Origin of the sequence: Halalkalicoccus sp. CGA53 (genome assembly GCF_036429475.1) — an archaeon.
In the GTDB taxonomy this organism is placed as follows: domain Archaea; phylum Halobacteriota; class Halobacteria; order Halobacteriales; family Halalkalicoccaceae; genus Natronorarus; species Natronorarus salvus.
Map to the genome: position 1 here is coordinate 2,043,091 of NZ_CP144125.1, position 13,304 is coordinate 2,056,394.

Consider the following 13,304-nt stretch of genomic DNA (forward strand, 5'->3'; position numbering starts at 1 on the left):
ATCAGGACGCCCTCGACCGTCCCCTTCGCCCGAATCCAACCGCCGAGTCGAAACGAACAACCTCCCCCCCTCCCCAGTCGCACACGATGGAACACGGCCTGATCCCGGGCGAGGAGCTCGCCGGCGGGATCGACCTCCTCTCGACGATCGAGAGCGGGCAGACCTACTGCTGGCGTCGCGCGGACGGTCGAACGTACGAGAGCGACGAACGCGGCGGGTGGTACACCACCGTCGTCGACGGGGAGGTACTCCGGGTACGCCAGATCGACGATGGACTCAAGTGGGAGGCGACGACCGACCCGGTCGACCGACTCACCCACCTGCTCCGACTCGACGACGACCTCGACGCCATCGTCGCGGCGACGCCCGACGACCCGCTGATAGACGAGGCCTACCGGGTTCACAAGGGGCTCAGGCTCGTCCGCGACCCGCCGTTTCGGTGTCTGATCTCGTTCATCTGCTCGGCACAGATGCAGGTGCCGAGGATCCACCGGATGCAGGTCGCGCTCTCGGAGACGTTCGGTGAACCCCTGGAGATCGAAGGGGAGACGTATCACGCGTTTCCGACCCCCGATCGGCTCGCGCGGGCGAGCGAGGAGGAGTTACGAGGCCTCAGTCTCGGTTACCGTGCGCCGTACGTGAAGGCCACCGCGGAGATGGTCGCCGCGGGCGAGGCCCACCCGGAGGAGGCGCTCGGATCCGAGTATGAGGCGGCCAGGGAGTCGCTCACCCGGTTCGTCGGCGTCGGCGAGAAGGTCGCCGACTGCGTGTTGCTCTTCTCGCTGGGCTACCTTCAGGCAGTCCCCCTCGATACCTGGATCAGGAGCGCGATCGCGGAGTACTATCCCGAATGCGATCGGGGGAACTACCGGGACACCTCGCGGGCGATCCGCGAGCGGTTCGGCGGCGAGTACGCGGGGTACGCCCAGACGTACGTCTTCCATTTTCTCAGAACAGGTGGAAGACGGCCTGAACGGCCCGAAAACGACTGATTTACCCGAGGTAAACCCTCGCGACACTCCGCGATCTTCGGGAGGTGCGTCGGCGTGACGGAGATCTCCACCGCCGAGCGCACGGACCTGCTGCTCGACTACCTCCTCGAGGAGTACGCGGAGCTCCGTGAGGCCGAGGAGAACGCAGCGGCGGCGGGTGCGCTCGCGCTCGCGACCGATCGCCTCCAGGAGGCTCGGGAGGAGGTCGTCGCCTACGAACGGATCAGCGACCGGGAGGGGTCGGCGTGAGCTCGCGAAGCCGATCCGGTGGGGTCGGGAAGTGGTCCCGATGCGACGGGTGCGACGAGCTCCTCCTGCCCGATGCGCAGTGCGACAACCCGATTTGCCCGGAGCGTGGTTCGCGATGAGCGCCGAGCGCTACGCCCGGACGATCCCGACCTGTCCCGCGTGCGGTCGGGTCCTCTCTACAGGCGATCGGGACGGTGCTGTGTTCGAGTGTTCACGATCACGCTGCCGGCGCCGGTCGCCGGTCCAGGAGGTCTACGATGTCTGAGGCCGTCGAGCGGAAGGCCGAGGTCACGAAGCGCCGAGTCGGAGCGCTGCTCGGTCGCCGGCGTCAGAACCTCGATCGAGACAGCCACATCACCGACTACGACCGGATTGAGGATGGTCACAAGGTCGACAAGCGCACGGCCCCTGGTCCTCGAGATCAGACGAACAAGGTCGACCGTGATCTCACCGCGCTCTACGGCGCCGCTCCGAGCACGACGACCGACCCGGACCTGCTGGTCGTCTCCGCGCGGATCGCCGCGGAGAAGGGGCCGACCGACAACCCACACGTCCCGGCGACCGATCAGGTCCTCGACGACGCCCTCGAGCGGATGGAACGCGAGGGTCTCACGCCGGCGTGGGAGCTCGTCGACGGCGAGGGAGGTCAGGGTTAATGGCGGGTCCGCACATCCAGCCTCACCAGCCCGTCGCCGACGACAAGGAGCGGCGGATCCGAGCGCTCGAGGCGCGGATGGATGGGTTCAGCCGCAAGTTCGACCTTCTCGTCGAGACGATCCTCGGCGACCCGGACGAGCTCGGTGCGTACGAACCCGACGAGGTCCGCGACATGCTCCAGCGCCTCCAGGACGTCGAGGAGGACCTCGAGGAGATCGGCCAGAAGGTCGCGATCGTCAGCCGCGACGGTGGCGCAGACACGCCGGATGCGAGGGCTCAACGACTCCGCCAGGTTCTCTACAACAACGCGAAGGGGAACCACGGAGTCGCCCGTCTCACACGCGACGAGGCGAACGGGGCGCTCGGAGGAGGGTACCACAAAGGCTCAGTTCTCGACGCGATGAAGCGAGCCGCCGATGGGAGAGAGGCCGATATCGACGGTGCATCCCGACTCAACCCGTTGGACGGTGTGACCTTTACCACAGGCAGCGGAAAGGGCTCTCCAAGCCGTGTAGAGATCGATCTGACCGATCTGACGGGTGCGGAGATTCGTCAGAATCTGACGACGGAAATAGAGGGTAAGGGGGTCTGAGATGGGTTATTTCCACCGAGGACTTCCACCTCCCCAAACACGTTCTAATAACCGCAGTAGTTGTAGTATTAATGTAAAGGTATCGTTAGCCGAGGGTACGTCGTCTCGAACGGCGTTCGACGGCGTTCTCTCGGGGTCTGACGGCGTCAAAATGCGTCGTCAGATTCTGACGGAAAATGGGGCGGGACACACTCGACGGATGACATCACAAACGGACGACGGCGAGATCAGACGAGAACTCGCAAAGATCACAAACGAGCGGCAGGCTGGGCGGATCCTCGATTACTATCAGGACCATCTTCTCCGACTGGATCATCCGAGCGGTCGGACGATCTACGTCGGTGTTGCGAACGGATCGTTCCGAGCAGTCTTCTTCGGCACGGGCAACGGCTACGGCCACACACAGGAGATGCAGGGCCCCCATCTCGCACAATACGCCCATGACGAGGAGTGGTCGATCTCGGTCGATCCCGAGCCGTCGAAACGGGTCCGGGAGGCGATGGACGCATGAACTCTATCGGGGCCAAAGTATGCACGTCTCGTGGGAGCTGGTTCCCGTGGATCGACTACGCATCAAACGGTCACGCACGTCATCTGGACGTGTTCATCCCGCTCCCGTTTGACCGAGATCTCTGGATCTACTACTCGAGAGGGATCCGATGACCGCCGACTCGAACGACGTCGCGGCCTGTCCACACTGCGACGGTACACACTGGAACGCGCGCACGAAGATTCCGAGCTCCGAACCCCGGTATCGGTGTCACGACTGCGGGGAGACGTTCGACGAGATCCGATACCGGCCACCGAGGGACGGCAACCGATCGGTCTCGGGGCTGGCGAAGGTCCTCCTCGATCTCGGAAAGGAGGCCGACCGATGAACATCTCAGAGGAACGTGTGGTAGAGGTCCTAATATGGGCCACAGTGGTAATCGTCGCGTGGTCAGCGAGCATAGAGCTCGCGACGTTCTTTTTAGCGGTGATGATTCTCTCCCTTGTTTTGGCTCAGACGCGCCGTGAGGTGGAAACGTGACTGCGAGAGACGTCCTGATCCGCCACGGCTCGGTCGAGATCGTCCTCCGCGATCACTACTGGTTCAAAGGCCGAGCCGTCGATCGCATCGGACCCTACGCCGGGCACGACGAACTGCTCCAGCGGATCGGTGAACGTCGCGAGCTCGAGCTCCAGCACGTCTACTCGGTAGGTGATGCTCGATGAGCTATCCCTGCCCGTACTGCGAGCGCGAGTTAGACAGCTGGTTCTTTTTCGAGCGCCACAAACGCAAGCTCTGTCCGGAGCGCCCGAGCGCCCCGGCACGGAACGGAGCCGAGAATGATGAGTGACTCCCCGCTCACCGACCGCGTCGCCCTCAAGGAGCTCACGAACGGCTCGACGCTCGTGTTCTACATCATCAAGTGGTACGGCCCGATCACCCCCTCGGAGATCGCCGAACGGGCCGGGATGAGTCGGGAGACGGTCTACTCCCGCGCGAACGAACTGAAGCGGCAGAATCTCATCACGTCCCGACACGGCCATACCTCCGACGCGCGCGAAGTAGTGTACGATATAGTGAGCTAACGCTGTTATTTACGTTCTGGGACACGTCCTGCTGCCCGAGGGCACAGTGTAGCCCTTACAGAAGTCAGAGGCACCCGCCCTGACGCGATCCCCACCACCCCAACCCTCGGCCCAACCCCAACACCACCCACCCTTTCCGTACACGCTCGGAGCCCCGGATCCGGGGTTTCCCTATTCATAGCCATGAGCATCTCGAACCCGAACTCCCAGTCAGACCGACCGGAGCGTAGCCCACCAGCACCGACGGACCCGTACGTTTCCATACCCGAGGCCCCCTCGCGCGTTTTTACGGCCCTCATCGACGACAACCACCGTGTGTGCTCGCGGTGTTACCTCCGGATTCGACGCACCCACGAGTTCCCCTGGGAGGTCGGTCGCAAACACTCCGATTACGTCCGCTACATCTACGAGGATCGCCCGGATCACGACCACGACGTGACCGAGGTCGGGTTCTACGAGCAGCCGACGCTTCCAGGACGGTGTCCGAAGGACTATCCGCCGCCGAAGACGGGCGCGGCGAACGAGCTGCGCGGCTCACGTCACTGTGCCTGCTGTGGCGAGTTCGACGCCGAACGGGATCAACCGACACGCTCGACCCGCGAGGCCGTCGACGTCGCGGCGAACATCTCACAGACGCTCGAGGAGTACGAGATCTCCCATGACTGGGTACTCCTCCTCGAGCTCACGAAGCGGCTCAAGCGCTCTCCCGTCACCTCCGGCGACGATCATGCAACGTTCGAGCGTGCGGTCGCGAAGGCGATCGAGCGCGTCCGATGAGCCCGGCATGAGCTGGACGTGCGCGGGCTGCGAGCGTCAGATCCCGTTCGATCCGTCGGGCGATGAGCGGACCGAGAGCGGCGACGTCTGCTATCGGTGTCAAGACGATCGGTAATATAAAAATACCATAAGCCATGTTCGGAATCTCGAGGGATGCCACGCCGGACGCGCCGGTGGGCTCGGCGGACACACGCCGTCTCGTGGCGTTTCACTGGCACTGGACGACCGAGATGACGAACGCCGAGATCGCGACGGCGCTGGGTGTCAGGGAGCGGACGGTCGACAAGTACCTGTCATCGCCACCCTCGCAGGAGGCAAAGGCGAAGATGGCGGACGTCGAGGCCGGCGTTCGGTACGTCGCGATCGCCGAACTGAAAGAGCAGCTCCGTTCGGCTGGTCACGCGTCGAAAACCGCTGAGTGTCCCGTAAAGGTATGGGCCGACGACGACGGGAACCTCAACGTCAAAGACGAGTACGACGACGAGACCGGTGAGGTCGTCGATAAGTATGTCGTGCCAGATACAATCGAGATCGGGCCGGATGAGAAAGCGCGGTATTTCCGGCGAGAGGAAGCTCGAGAGATCATCGATCTGCTGACCGACATCGTCGGGGCGAAAGCCGCCGAGCGCCACAAACACGAACACTCAGGAGAGGGCGGCGGACCGATCGAGGTAGTCATAAATGACAGCATCGTCACAAGCGACGACAGTTGAACTCAACCACCAGTGGACGACCTATCAGGCGGACACGCTCCGGGCGATCCACTCCGGTGAGTACGACCTCGTCGTCCTTCGGACGGGCTACGGGGGTGGGAAGTCGGTGCTGGGCTCGAGGTGGATCCATCGGACGGCACTCCAGCGTGGCGGCGAGTACCTCGTCCTCGCCCCGGACTTCGCGAAGGGCGGTCCGGCGACCTACCGCGTGTTCTTCGACGAACTCCCGGGTGAGAACACCGTCCCGAACGATGCGGCGGGCGATCCGGAGAACTCGCCGATCGTCGCGGGGTACAACGCGAACGAGAAGCGGCTGACGTACACCAACGGAGCCGTCGCCCGGCTCGGGTCGGCCGATAAGTGGAACCGGTACGCCGGCTCCGAGTTCAACGGCATCTGGGGGGACGAGCCGGCACACTACGACACGACGAACCTGTACGACCTCCACGAGATGCTCGTTTCACGCCAACGGACCGAGGCGGGGCCGAACGTCACGTTGTGGACGTCCACGGGCGCGGGGTTCAACCAGTACTACGACATCACGGAGCGGAAGGTGGACGAGGACGGCGAACCCCTACCGTGGGCGGATCGCATGGAGGTGATCGTCGGGTCGTCGCTCGACAACCCGTTCCTCTCGGAGAAAGAGAAGATGCTCGCACAGTTCGAGGGGACGCCTCGGGAGGCACAGGCGCTTCACGGCGGGTTCGCCGCTGCGCAGGGTCTCGTCTACCCCTCGTTCTCTCGCGAGCGGAACGTTGTCGCCGAATCAGAGGCGTGGGACCTCGTCTCGGGCGACTGGCGGATCTACGGCTACGACCACGGCTGGGCGGATCCCCGCGTCGTCCTCGAGATCGCGAAAACGAGCTACGATCAGTACATCGTCGTCGACTCGTTCTACCGATCCGAGACGAAGTACCAGAAGGCGGTCGACTGGCTCCGAGACAACGAGAAACCGGTCGGGACGATCCACTCGGAGACCGAACCGGAGCACCAGGAGGCATTCCGTTCGGCGGGCTACCCCTGCGAGGGAGCGATCAAGGACCTCGACGAAGGGATCGCGCTCGTCCGGCAGTTCGTCGACGTCGATCACGAGGAGCGGCCGGGCCTGCTCGTCTCGGATCGGTGCGTCGAGCTGGTCCAGGAGTTCATGAGCTACAAAGAGGAGCACGTCGGGAAGTCGGTCGCCGAGGACCACGCACTCGACGCTCTCAGGTACGCTCTGATGGGTGACAACTTCTCGCAGACGAAACCCACGACCGTCAGATACCACGGCTCGCGCCCGGAGGATATGTAACACATGGGACGAATCTCACGCGGGCTCGAAGCCCTCTCGGCCCGCCTCAAGCAGAACGTCGAGACGCGACAGCGACGCCCCCGGTTCAGCATCAGATCCGGCGACCTCGAGGTGGTCGACCCCGGTGAGAACATCTACGACTACTGGCAGACGGTCGAGAACACTCCGATCGTCCGAACCTCGCTGCTGAACTTCGCCTACGACGTCACCGAACCGGGGCTGAAACTCGACGGACCGGATCGGGCGATCAACTATCTCGAAGATGAGTGGATCCCGCAGGCGGGGATCGTTGCAGGGGAGCGTCACAAGCCGTTCGAGCCGCTGCTTGCGCAGTCGGTGGTCCAGCGCTGGGGCCGAGGCGGTATGATGGTCGAGCACGTCCGGGACGACCCGGAGGACGCCAACAGTACGATCACGGGCGTCAACCCGATCCGACCGGAGACGGGCAAGTTCGTCACGCTGCCGAACAAACAGATACTCGTTGAGCCGTCGGATATCGAAGACGGCCTGGTCGACGCGCAGACGGTCCACGAGACGAAGCGGGGGGAGCCCGCGGCGTTCATCCAGTGGCATCCGGACGCGCTACGGCCACACAAGGACCGCGAGACGGTCCCGCTATCGGCTAACGACTTCACGCGCTCGGTGTTCGACCCCGGCCTCGGGACGGAGCAGCTCGACGGCGTCTGGGGCAACCCGATCACGGAGACGATCGACGACGACGTCGCCGGCCTGAAGAACATCCTCCGCTCGACCGAGAAGGTCGTTCTGACGAAAGGTGGCGGCCTCTGGGACGTCTCGTTCGGGCACGAGACACTCGAGTGGGAAGACGAGGAGGGAAAGCACGCCGAGATCTTCATGTGGTCGAAGGAGAGCCAGGACGAGTACGTCGAGGAGATGGAGGACCCCGACCCCGGGGCGATGATGTTCCACGACGGGGCGATCGAGCTCGACAACCTCGCCTCGGAGGTCCCCGACGTCATCCCACACCTCGAGTTCTACGTGAGCAATATCACGAGTGCGCTGCCGACGCCGCTGTTCGTCGTCGGGTTCGAGGAAGGGATCAACCAGTTCGTCACTGAGCGCCAGGACAAGCGCTACCAGCTGTTCATCAACCGCGAGCGAAAGGAACTCGGCGAGTTCGTCACCCAGCTCTTCCGGACGGTCGTCGAGACGAACCTCGGCATCGACGCGACCGACCTGACGGCCCGCGTCGAGCCACCGGAGGAAGCGTCGCCGATCCTCTCGCTGACCGTCGAGGAGCTCGAGAAGGGCGTCCTCTACACCGAGATGCTCCAGAACGTCGCCGGGAATCGCGACCCCTACGAACTCATCGACGACGATCCGCTGTTCGAGCAGATCCTGATGCTCGATCCCGAGACGCAGCGCGACATCGACGAGGACGTCGTCAGCGCCGAGGACGAGGAGGTCCAGGAACAGATCGCGGAGCTTCGGGAGGCGATCCAGGGCGACGGCGGAGAAGAAGGGCAGCCGCCCCAGGACCCGCCCCAACAGCCGCCACAGCCCCCCACCGAGGCGGACGACTAACCGATGTCGACGCGCTCACCGGTCCACGACCTCCTGAGCCCCTGCTGGGACGGCCCGTCACCCGGCGCGGGGCCGGAGTACGCTCGCCACCCCGACCTCGAGGCGTTCGCGACCGACCACGCGATCGGGCATCACGTCCGGAATCACTTCGTCGCCCACGGCACCGGCGCCGGCCACGGCACCGGGATCGAAGCGCTCGCGAACGACCTGCCTCACAAACAGGAGACGCACTACTCGAAGTACGCCCAGAACCTCCGGGGCGCGTTGAAGCGGATCCGGATCGCGGCGACCGAGGCGATCGTCGAGGAGGACATCTTCGGGCTCGAGACCGAGGCGCTGGTCTCGCCGCCCGGATCCTTCGACTTCTCGCGTGATAGTGAGAAGGAAGCTGCGTTTCGCGAGTGGCTCGACCGCCAGCTCGAGGACGACATCCTCACCGAGTGGGGCGGGGAGAATACCTACATCTCCTCGTCTTATCAGCGGGCGATCACCGACGCCGATAGCGACCTCCGCCGGGCGTTTCGCGAGCACGACGTCGATCTCTTGGATGTGCCCGACGCGGACACGCCGGCGGCGTCGGTCGTCCGGTCGGGGATCCACGAGGACGCGATGCAGGATCTCTTCGAGCGGAACTTCCGCGCGCTCGAGGGCTTCACGGACGAGCTCGGGTCGGACCTCTCGCGAGAGCTGCTCGACGGCTTCTCACAGGGCGAGGGGCCACGGGACATCGCCACGCGGATCCGAGACACCGTCGGGAAGGCGTCGGATGGGCGCCACACCGGCTACACCGGCCGGGCGACGACGATAGCTCGCACGGAGGTGATGAACGCGCACCACGTGGCAACGACGAAGCGCTACGAGGAGTTCGGCGTCACCCAGGTCGAACCGCTCCTCTCACCCGGCGCGTGCGATCAGTGCGTCGACCTCTCGAACGAGGCGCCGTGGTCGCCCGAGGAGGCGCGCGGGCTGTATCCAGCCCACCCGAGTTGTGTCTGCGCACTAACGATAGCGACCTGAACCCGAGACCGAGACCATGACAGTCACAGATACAGCGGAGGTCCTGAGCGACGGGTCGGCCGTCGTGGAACAGCCCGCCGACGCGGAGGCGAACCAGCTCCGAGTGCGGGGGATGCTCATCCCCGAGGGAGCGATCTCGGAGGGGATGAGCGGGAAGCCTACCCGGTGGCCCGGCGACGTCCTCGAGGACGCTGCCGATCGGGAGGTGTTCGTCGGCAAGCCGATCACGATCCCGCCGGACTGGGACCCCGAGCAGCACGTCGGCGTCACTCGGACCGACGTCGGTGTCGAGATCGAGTCGGGCGTGACGTTCGAGGACAAGGTCGGTGAGATCGAGTCGACGCGCTACGAATCCGGCGAGGGACTGTTCTTCGAGGGCTTCATCGCCGATTCGTACGCCGGCGACCTCGTTCAGCGAGCGCTCGCGCAGATCTCGCCGGTGATGTTCCGGTCGGTCGAGGAGGTCGACGCCGACGGCACCGACTACGACGAGCTATACGAGGCTCGACAGATCGGGAGCGTCCGCGATCTCGGCCTGGTCCCTGACGGCGGGATGCCGGGCAACCATATCGAGGCGATGAGCGCGTTCTACGCAGAGGCACTGTCAGCACGCTTCGACTCTGACGAGCCGGCGGATACCGGCATCGGCAGCGGTAGCGGAGACGGCCCGGAAGGGGATGACGACCCATCGGCAGAGGGTCAGACCACTTCGGGAGCGGACGGCAGCGGCGATGCGGATGCGGACACCACAGGTCAAACCATGACTGACGAAGACGACTACACGGAAGAAGAGCTCGAGGTGCTGCGGCAGCTCCCCCGATACGAGGAGCCGGTCCTCGTCGAGCGGGCGGATGCCGAAGCGCTCTCGCGCGCGGATGAACTGCTCGCGGCGGCTGACGACGTCGACGGTGATGTCGAAGTGGTCGCTGCGGATGACTACGAGGCGCTCCAGAGCCACGTCGAGACGATCGACGGCCAGCTCGGTGGCGTGCTGACCGAGACCTTCGGGCTGAACGAGAAGGCCGTCGAGGCCATGTCGTTCGAGGCGAAGGTAGCGGCACTCGAGAACGACGAGGGCGAACTCTCGCTTGAGGCACTCTCACAGACGCCGGAGACCGGCGGTTCGGGTGGAGAGCCGAACGACGACAGTCCGAGTGAGGAGTCACTCGACGAGGCACGTGCACTCCAGCGCGACATCGAGGCGCTCGGCTCCTCGGCACCGGAGACACTCAAGACGCGGGTCACGGAGCTCACCGATGCCGAGAGCTACGATGAGGCCGTGGAGGTGCTCTAAATGGCACGACTCCCACAGGCCGCCGCCGCGGCGTTCAACCGTGCGCGGACGGTCACGTACGAGGCCGGCGAAGCACTCGAAGCCTACCAGGCGGTCGCGATCGACGCCGGTGCCGCGGTCGCTGCAGGAGATGGAGATCACGCTCTCGGCGTCGTCGCGAAGGACGCCGATGCTGGCGACAACGTGACGGTCGCGGTCGACGGCGCGGTGCCGGCGTTCGTTGCTGACGCAGTCGTCGCCGGCGAGCAGCTCGGATCGAGCGCCGAAGCGGGCGAACTCGCGGCTGGCGACGGACACTTCACCGCCCTCACCGACGCTGGCGATGCGGCCGGACTGTCGCACGGAGGCGACTTCGGCGCCGGCATCGCGATGGTGAACATCCACTGAGGTGACGATACATGCCAACTACTACCCAGAACGTCCCCGTTCAGAGCTACACCATCGAGTCGATCCTCGAGGAGAGGACGGCCCCGATGTACCAGTTCCGGAACGCTTTCAGGGACTACGACGCGACGGACAACGACGAAGAAGAGATCAAGTTCCCCACCCCGAGCGACGACTTCCTTCGGGACACGATGGCGGACATCGACGAACTCTCGCAGTACCCCCAGATGGAACTGGAGTACGGCGAGGCGTCGGCGACGTGGGCGAAGTACGGCTTCGCCGTGACGATCTCCGACGAGGCGGTCCGCTTCTCGCGCATCGACGCGGAGCTCGACGCGCAGGGGCAGATGATGGAGTCGAACGCCCGCAAGCTCGACGCGCAGGCGTACGAACTCCTCGCGGAGGAGAACAACGACATCGAGATCGGCGACGGCGAGACCGACTTCAACTACGAGGTCACCGTCGATGCGTGGGTCGAGATGATGGACCAGGAGTACAACCCGGACCGGATGCTCTGGGTCGTCGGTCCACAGGCGTTCGGCGAGCTCGCGAAGGACGACCGGTTCACGCACGCGACCGATCGTGGCGACGAGCTGATCCGGAACCGCGTTCTCGAGGACATGTTCGGGACGCCGTACGTCCTCTCGAACACGGGCGACCTCACCGACGATGCGTTCCTCGTCGACACCGGAACCTACGGCTACGAAGTCGAGTGGGAACCGACGTCGGTCGAGGTCGTCGACAAGCGAGATATCGACGGGACGATGTACAAGATCAGCGGTATGTGGGGCTACGGCGTCACAGACCCGCAGGCTGCGATGTACGTCCCCGGCGGAGTCGCGTAGTAATTATCATGACCCGCCTTCGGTGTTCTCGTCCCTCGTGGGGCGCTGTTCGCGACCCGGAGAGCGGTGAGCATGTCTCGCTCGACGCCGATGTCGATCGCGAGGTCGCCGAACGACTCGCAGACCGGTACGACCCGGTCGAGATCGCTGAGAGCGACGGCGTATCCGGAACGTGCACCGAGACGATGACGAGCGGAGAGGTCTGCGGCCGAGACAGGCCTTGCCAGTACCACGATGACTGATCCAGCCGCAGAACCGGAGGACGTCGAGTCCGAGTATCCGTTCGCGACCGTCGAGGAACCGACCATCGGCAAAGCGCTCGAGCGGACGGCGCGAGACATCTACCGAGTGTACGATCCGGAGGACTTCGAGGACGACACTCACCGGTCGGACTTCGAGGCGGCGCTGACGGCGCTCCGGCTCCTCCAGACGCACGAACGCCCCGAGGAGTCGGTCGACTCCGGCCGCTCGTCGATCGACTACCTGAACAACCCGATCGCCGATCTCCGAGCACGGATCCGCCGACTCGATCCGGGCGACGAGTTCGGATCGTCGGTGATTCGGAACACCGACCGGCACGTCCGGTCGACGCGGACCTCGGAGGCGCGCTGATCGCGATGGGCGAGACGTTCGGATCCGGCGGCTGGGCGATCAAGACGACCGGGATAAACAAGGCGGTCAACCGCCTCAACGACGTCAGCGTCCAGTTCGATGGCTCGACGACGTACGTTGTCGGGCCACAGACGTCGTACGCGATTTATCACGAACTCGGAACGTCGAAGATGCAAGCGCGTCCGTTCATGCGACCGGCGGCCGAGCGCGTCTCGGGCGATATCGCCGGCTACGCGCAGCGCGTCTCCCGGACGCAGGGCATCCCGCTCAACAGCGAGGCGAACATCGTCCGATGTGTCGCCCTCGCCGTCGAAGACGAGGCGAAGCGGATCGCTAAGGCGAAAGGTGTCGAGGACACCGGGGCGACGATCGCCTCGATTGAAGCTCGGCGGGTGAGCTAACGGGATGCTCGCCGCACAGAAGCGGATGATCCAGCGCCTCGGCAAGCCGGTCACGGTCCGGAACGCGACCGGCGGCGGTGGTCGAACCCTGCCGGAGTATGAGGCCGACGGCGAGATCGCGATGATCAAGGAGCGTCGCGGGATGCCGCGCACGCTCACCGACTCGGACGGCTCGGAGACCGAGGTTTCGATCGAACTCCGGTGCGTGCCGGACGGCGCGGATCCGGAGCTCTCCCCAGCAGGCGAGGGCTCACAGCCCACACTCCTCGATCACCCCGAAGGTACGACTTACCGACTGCTCGATACGCACGTCGAGGACGGCGGTGTGGTCGTCCTGAGCGTCGTGGAGGACTAACC

Annotated in this window: 20 protein-coding genes; all 20 read left to right on the top strand. The window is 64.9% G+C overall.

Annotated elements, in window-relative coordinates:
- The first annotated feature begins 86 nt into the window (after positions 1 to 86).
- The 20 genes from V2L32_RS12125 to V2L32_RS12220 all read left to right on the top strand — a co-directional run bounded on the left by V2L32_RS12125 (position 87) and on the right by V2L32_RS12220 (position 13,302).
- Positions 87 to 992, top strand: coding sequence for a DNA-3-methyladenine glycosylase family protein (locus V2L32_RS12125; protein ID WP_331232670.1), 906 nt, complete (start codon positions 87 to 89; stop codon positions 990 to 992).
- Positions 993 to 1,046: 54 nt separating this feature from the next.
- Positions 1,047 to 1,241: a hypothetical protein gene (locus V2L32_RS12130; RefSeq protein ID WP_331232672.1), complete on the top strand. Its 195-nt coding sequence runs from the start codon at positions 1,047 to 1,049 to the stop codon at positions 1,239 to 1,241.
- 257 nt (positions 1,242 to 1,498) lie between these two features.
- Positions 1,499 to 1,897, top strand: a complete 399-nt coding sequence (locus V2L32_RS12135; RefSeq protein WP_331232674.1) for a hypothetical protein — start codon at positions 1,499 to 1,501, stop codon at positions 1,895 to 1,897.
- 77 nt (positions 1,898 to 1,974) lie between these two features.
- Positions 1,975 to 2,490, top strand: a complete 516-nt coding sequence (locus V2L32_RS12140; protein WP_331232676.1) for a hypothetical protein — start codon at positions 1,975 to 1,977, stop codon at positions 2,488 to 2,490.
- Positions 2,491 to 2,689: 199 nt separating this feature from the next.
- The gene (locus V2L32_RS12145) at positions 2,690 to 3,001 is read left to right on the top strand and encodes a hypothetical protein (RefSeq protein ID WP_331232677.1); all 312 of its coding nucleotides are present in this window, start codon (positions 2,690 to 2,692) and stop codon (positions 2,999 to 3,001) included.
- Positions 3,002 to 3,149: 148 nt separating this feature from the next.
- Entirely contained in the window at positions 3,150 to 3,368 is a 219-nt protein-coding gene (locus V2L32_RS12150; RefSeq protein WP_331232679.1) for an IS1/IS1595 family N-terminal zinc-binding domain-containing protein, read from the top strand.
- Positions 3,365 to 3,520 (top strand): hypothetical protein, encoded by a 156-nt coding sequence (locus V2L32_RS12155; RefSeq protein WP_331232680.1) that lies wholly within the window; start codon positions 3,365 to 3,367, stop codon positions 3,518 to 3,520. The genes V2L32_RS12150 and V2L32_RS12155 overlap by 4 nt, the downstream gene beginning before the upstream one ends.
- Positions 3,517 to 3,705: a hypothetical protein gene (locus tag V2L32_RS12160; RefSeq protein WP_331232681.1), complete on the top strand. Its 189-nt coding sequence runs from the start codon at positions 3,517 to 3,519 to the stop codon at positions 3,703 to 3,705. Before V2L32_RS12155 ends, V2L32_RS12160 begins: the two co-directional genes overlap by 4 nt.
- Before the next feature lie 117 nt (positions 3,706 to 3,822).
- Positions 3,823 to 4,065, top strand: coding sequence for a winged helix-turn-helix domain-containing protein (locus V2L32_RS12165; protein ID WP_331232682.1), 243 nt, complete (start codon positions 3,823 to 3,825; stop codon positions 4,063 to 4,065).
- 315 nt (positions 4,066 to 4,380) lie between these two features.
- Positions 4,381 to 4,842, top strand: coding sequence for a hypothetical protein (locus tag V2L32_RS12170; protein WP_331232683.1), 462 nt, complete (start codon positions 4,381 to 4,383; stop codon positions 4,840 to 4,842).
- Between the two features lie 230 nt (positions 4,843 to 5,072).
- On the top strand, positions 5,073 to 5,555 hold the full coding sequence (locus V2L32_RS12175) for a hypothetical protein (RefSeq protein ID WP_331232684.1): 483 nt from the start codon (positions 5,073 to 5,075) through the stop codon (positions 5,553 to 5,555).
- Positions 5,524 to 6,849 carry a terminase large subunit domain-containing protein gene (locus V2L32_RS12180; RefSeq protein ID WP_331232685.1) on the top strand — a complete coding sequence of 442 codons (1,326 nt, stop codon included), beginning with the start codon at positions 5,524 to 5,526 and terminating at the stop codon, positions 6,847 to 6,849. The genes V2L32_RS12175 and V2L32_RS12180 overlap by 32 nt, the downstream gene beginning before the upstream one ends.
- A gap of 3 nt (positions 6,850 to 6,852) precedes the next feature.
- Positions 6,853 to 8,394: a hypothetical protein gene (locus V2L32_RS12185; protein WP_331232686.1), complete on the top strand. Its 1,542-nt coding sequence runs from the start codon at positions 6,853 to 6,855 to the stop codon at positions 8,392 to 8,394.
- Positions 8,395 to 8,397: 3 nt separating this feature from the next.
- On the top strand, positions 8,398 to 9,411 hold the full coding sequence (locus tag V2L32_RS12190) for a hypothetical protein (protein WP_331232687.1): 1,014 nt from the start codon (positions 8,398 to 8,400) through the stop codon (positions 9,409 to 9,411).
- A 16-nt stretch (positions 9,412 to 9,427) separates the two neighbouring features.
- A complete protein-coding gene (locus V2L32_RS12195) occupies positions 9,428 to 10,705 on the top strand; it encodes a hypothetical protein (RefSeq protein ID WP_331232688.1) in 1,278 nt (425 codons plus the stop codon).
- Positions 10,706 to 11,092, top strand: a complete 387-nt coding sequence (locus tag V2L32_RS12200) for a hypothetical protein (protein WP_331232689.1) — start codon at positions 10,706 to 10,708, stop codon at positions 11,090 to 11,092.
- Between the two features lie 11 nt (positions 11,093 to 11,103).
- A complete protein-coding gene (locus V2L32_RS12205) occupies positions 11,104 to 11,934 on the top strand; it encodes a phage major capsid protein (protein ID WP_331232690.1) in 831 nt (276 codons plus the stop codon).
- 234 nt (positions 11,935 to 12,168) lie between these two features.
- A complete protein-coding gene (locus V2L32_RS12210; RefSeq protein WP_331232691.1) occupies positions 12,169 to 12,546 on the top strand; it encodes a hypothetical protein in 378 nt (125 codons plus the stop codon).
- Between the two features lie 5 nt (positions 12,547 to 12,551).
- The gene (locus V2L32_RS12215) at positions 12,552 to 12,947 is read left to right on the top strand and encodes an HK97-gp10 family putative phage morphogenesis protein (RefSeq protein WP_331232692.1); all 396 of its coding nucleotides are present in this window, start codon (positions 12,552 to 12,554) and stop codon (positions 12,945 to 12,947) included.
- 4 nt (positions 12,948 to 12,951) lie between these two features.
- Positions 12,952 to 13,302: a hypothetical protein gene (locus tag V2L32_RS12220; protein ID WP_331232693.1), complete on the top strand. Its 351-nt coding sequence runs from the start codon at positions 12,952 to 12,954 to the stop codon at positions 13,300 to 13,302.
- Positions 13,303 to 13,304: the final 2 nt, after the last annotated feature.

Bases quoted from the DNA above. Each gene is read 5' to 3' on its own strand.
- V2L32_RS12125 (WP_331232670.1), top strand. From the start codon at position 87: ATGGAACACGGCCTGATCCCGGGCGAGGAGCTCGCCGGCGGGATCGAC.
- V2L32_RS12135 (WP_331232674.1), top strand. From the start codon at position 1,499: ATGTCTGAGGCCGTCGAGCGGAAGGCCGAGGTCACGAAGCGCCGAGTC.
- V2L32_RS12140 (WP_331232676.1), top strand. From the start codon at position 1,975: ATGGATGGGTTCAGCCGCAAGTTCGACCTTCTCGTCGAGACGATCCTC.
- V2L32_RS12145 (WP_331232677.1), top strand. From the start codon at position 2,690: ATGACATCACAAACGGACGACGGCGAGATCAGACGAGAACTCGCAAAG.
- V2L32_RS12150 (WP_331232679.1), top strand. From the start codon at position 3,150: ATGACCGCCGACTCGAACGACGTCGCGGCCTGTCCACACTGCGACGGT.
- V2L32_RS12155 (WP_331232680.1), top strand. From the start codon at position 3,365: ATGAACATCTCAGAGGAACGTGTGGTAGAGGTCCTAATATGGGCCACA.
- V2L32_RS12165 (WP_331232682.1), top strand. From the start codon at position 3,823: ATGAGTGACTCCCCGCTCACCGACCGCGTCGCCCTCAAGGAGCTCACG.
- V2L32_RS12175 (WP_331232684.1), top strand. From the start codon at position 5,073: ATGACGAACGCCGAGATCGCGACGGCGCTGGGTGTCAGGGAGCGGACG.
- V2L32_RS12180 (WP_331232685.1), top strand. From the start codon at position 5,524: ATGACAGCATCGTCACAAGCGACGACAGTTGAACTCAACCACCAGTGG.
- V2L32_RS12185 (WP_331232686.1), top strand. From the start codon at position 6,853: ATGGGACGAATCTCACGCGGGCTCGAAGCCCTCTCGGCCCGCCTCAAG.
- V2L32_RS12190 (WP_331232687.1), top strand. From the start codon at position 8,398: ATGTCGACGCGCTCACCGGTCCACGACCTCCTGAGCCCCTGCTGGGAC.
- V2L32_RS12195 (WP_331232688.1), top strand. From the start codon at position 9,428: ATGACAGTCACAGATACAGCGGAGGTCCTGAGCGACGGGTCGGCCGTC.
- V2L32_RS12200 (WP_331232689.1), top strand. From the start codon at position 10,706: ATGGCACGACTCCCACAGGCCGCCGCCGCGGCGTTCAACCGTGCGCGG.
- V2L32_RS12205 (WP_331232690.1), top strand. From the start codon at position 11,104: ATGCCAACTACTACCCAGAACGTCCCCGTTCAGAGCTACACCATCGAG.
- V2L32_RS12210 (WP_331232691.1), top strand. From the start codon at position 12,169: ATGACTGATCCAGCCGCAGAACCGGAGGACGTCGAGTCCGAGTATCCG.
- V2L32_RS12215 (WP_331232692.1), top strand. From the start codon at position 12,552: ATGGGCGAGACGTTCGGATCCGGCGGCTGGGCGATCAAGACGACCGGG.
- V2L32_RS12220 (WP_331232693.1), top strand. From the start codon at position 12,952: ATGCTCGCCGCACAGAAGCGGATGATCCAGCGCCTCGGCAAGCCGGTC.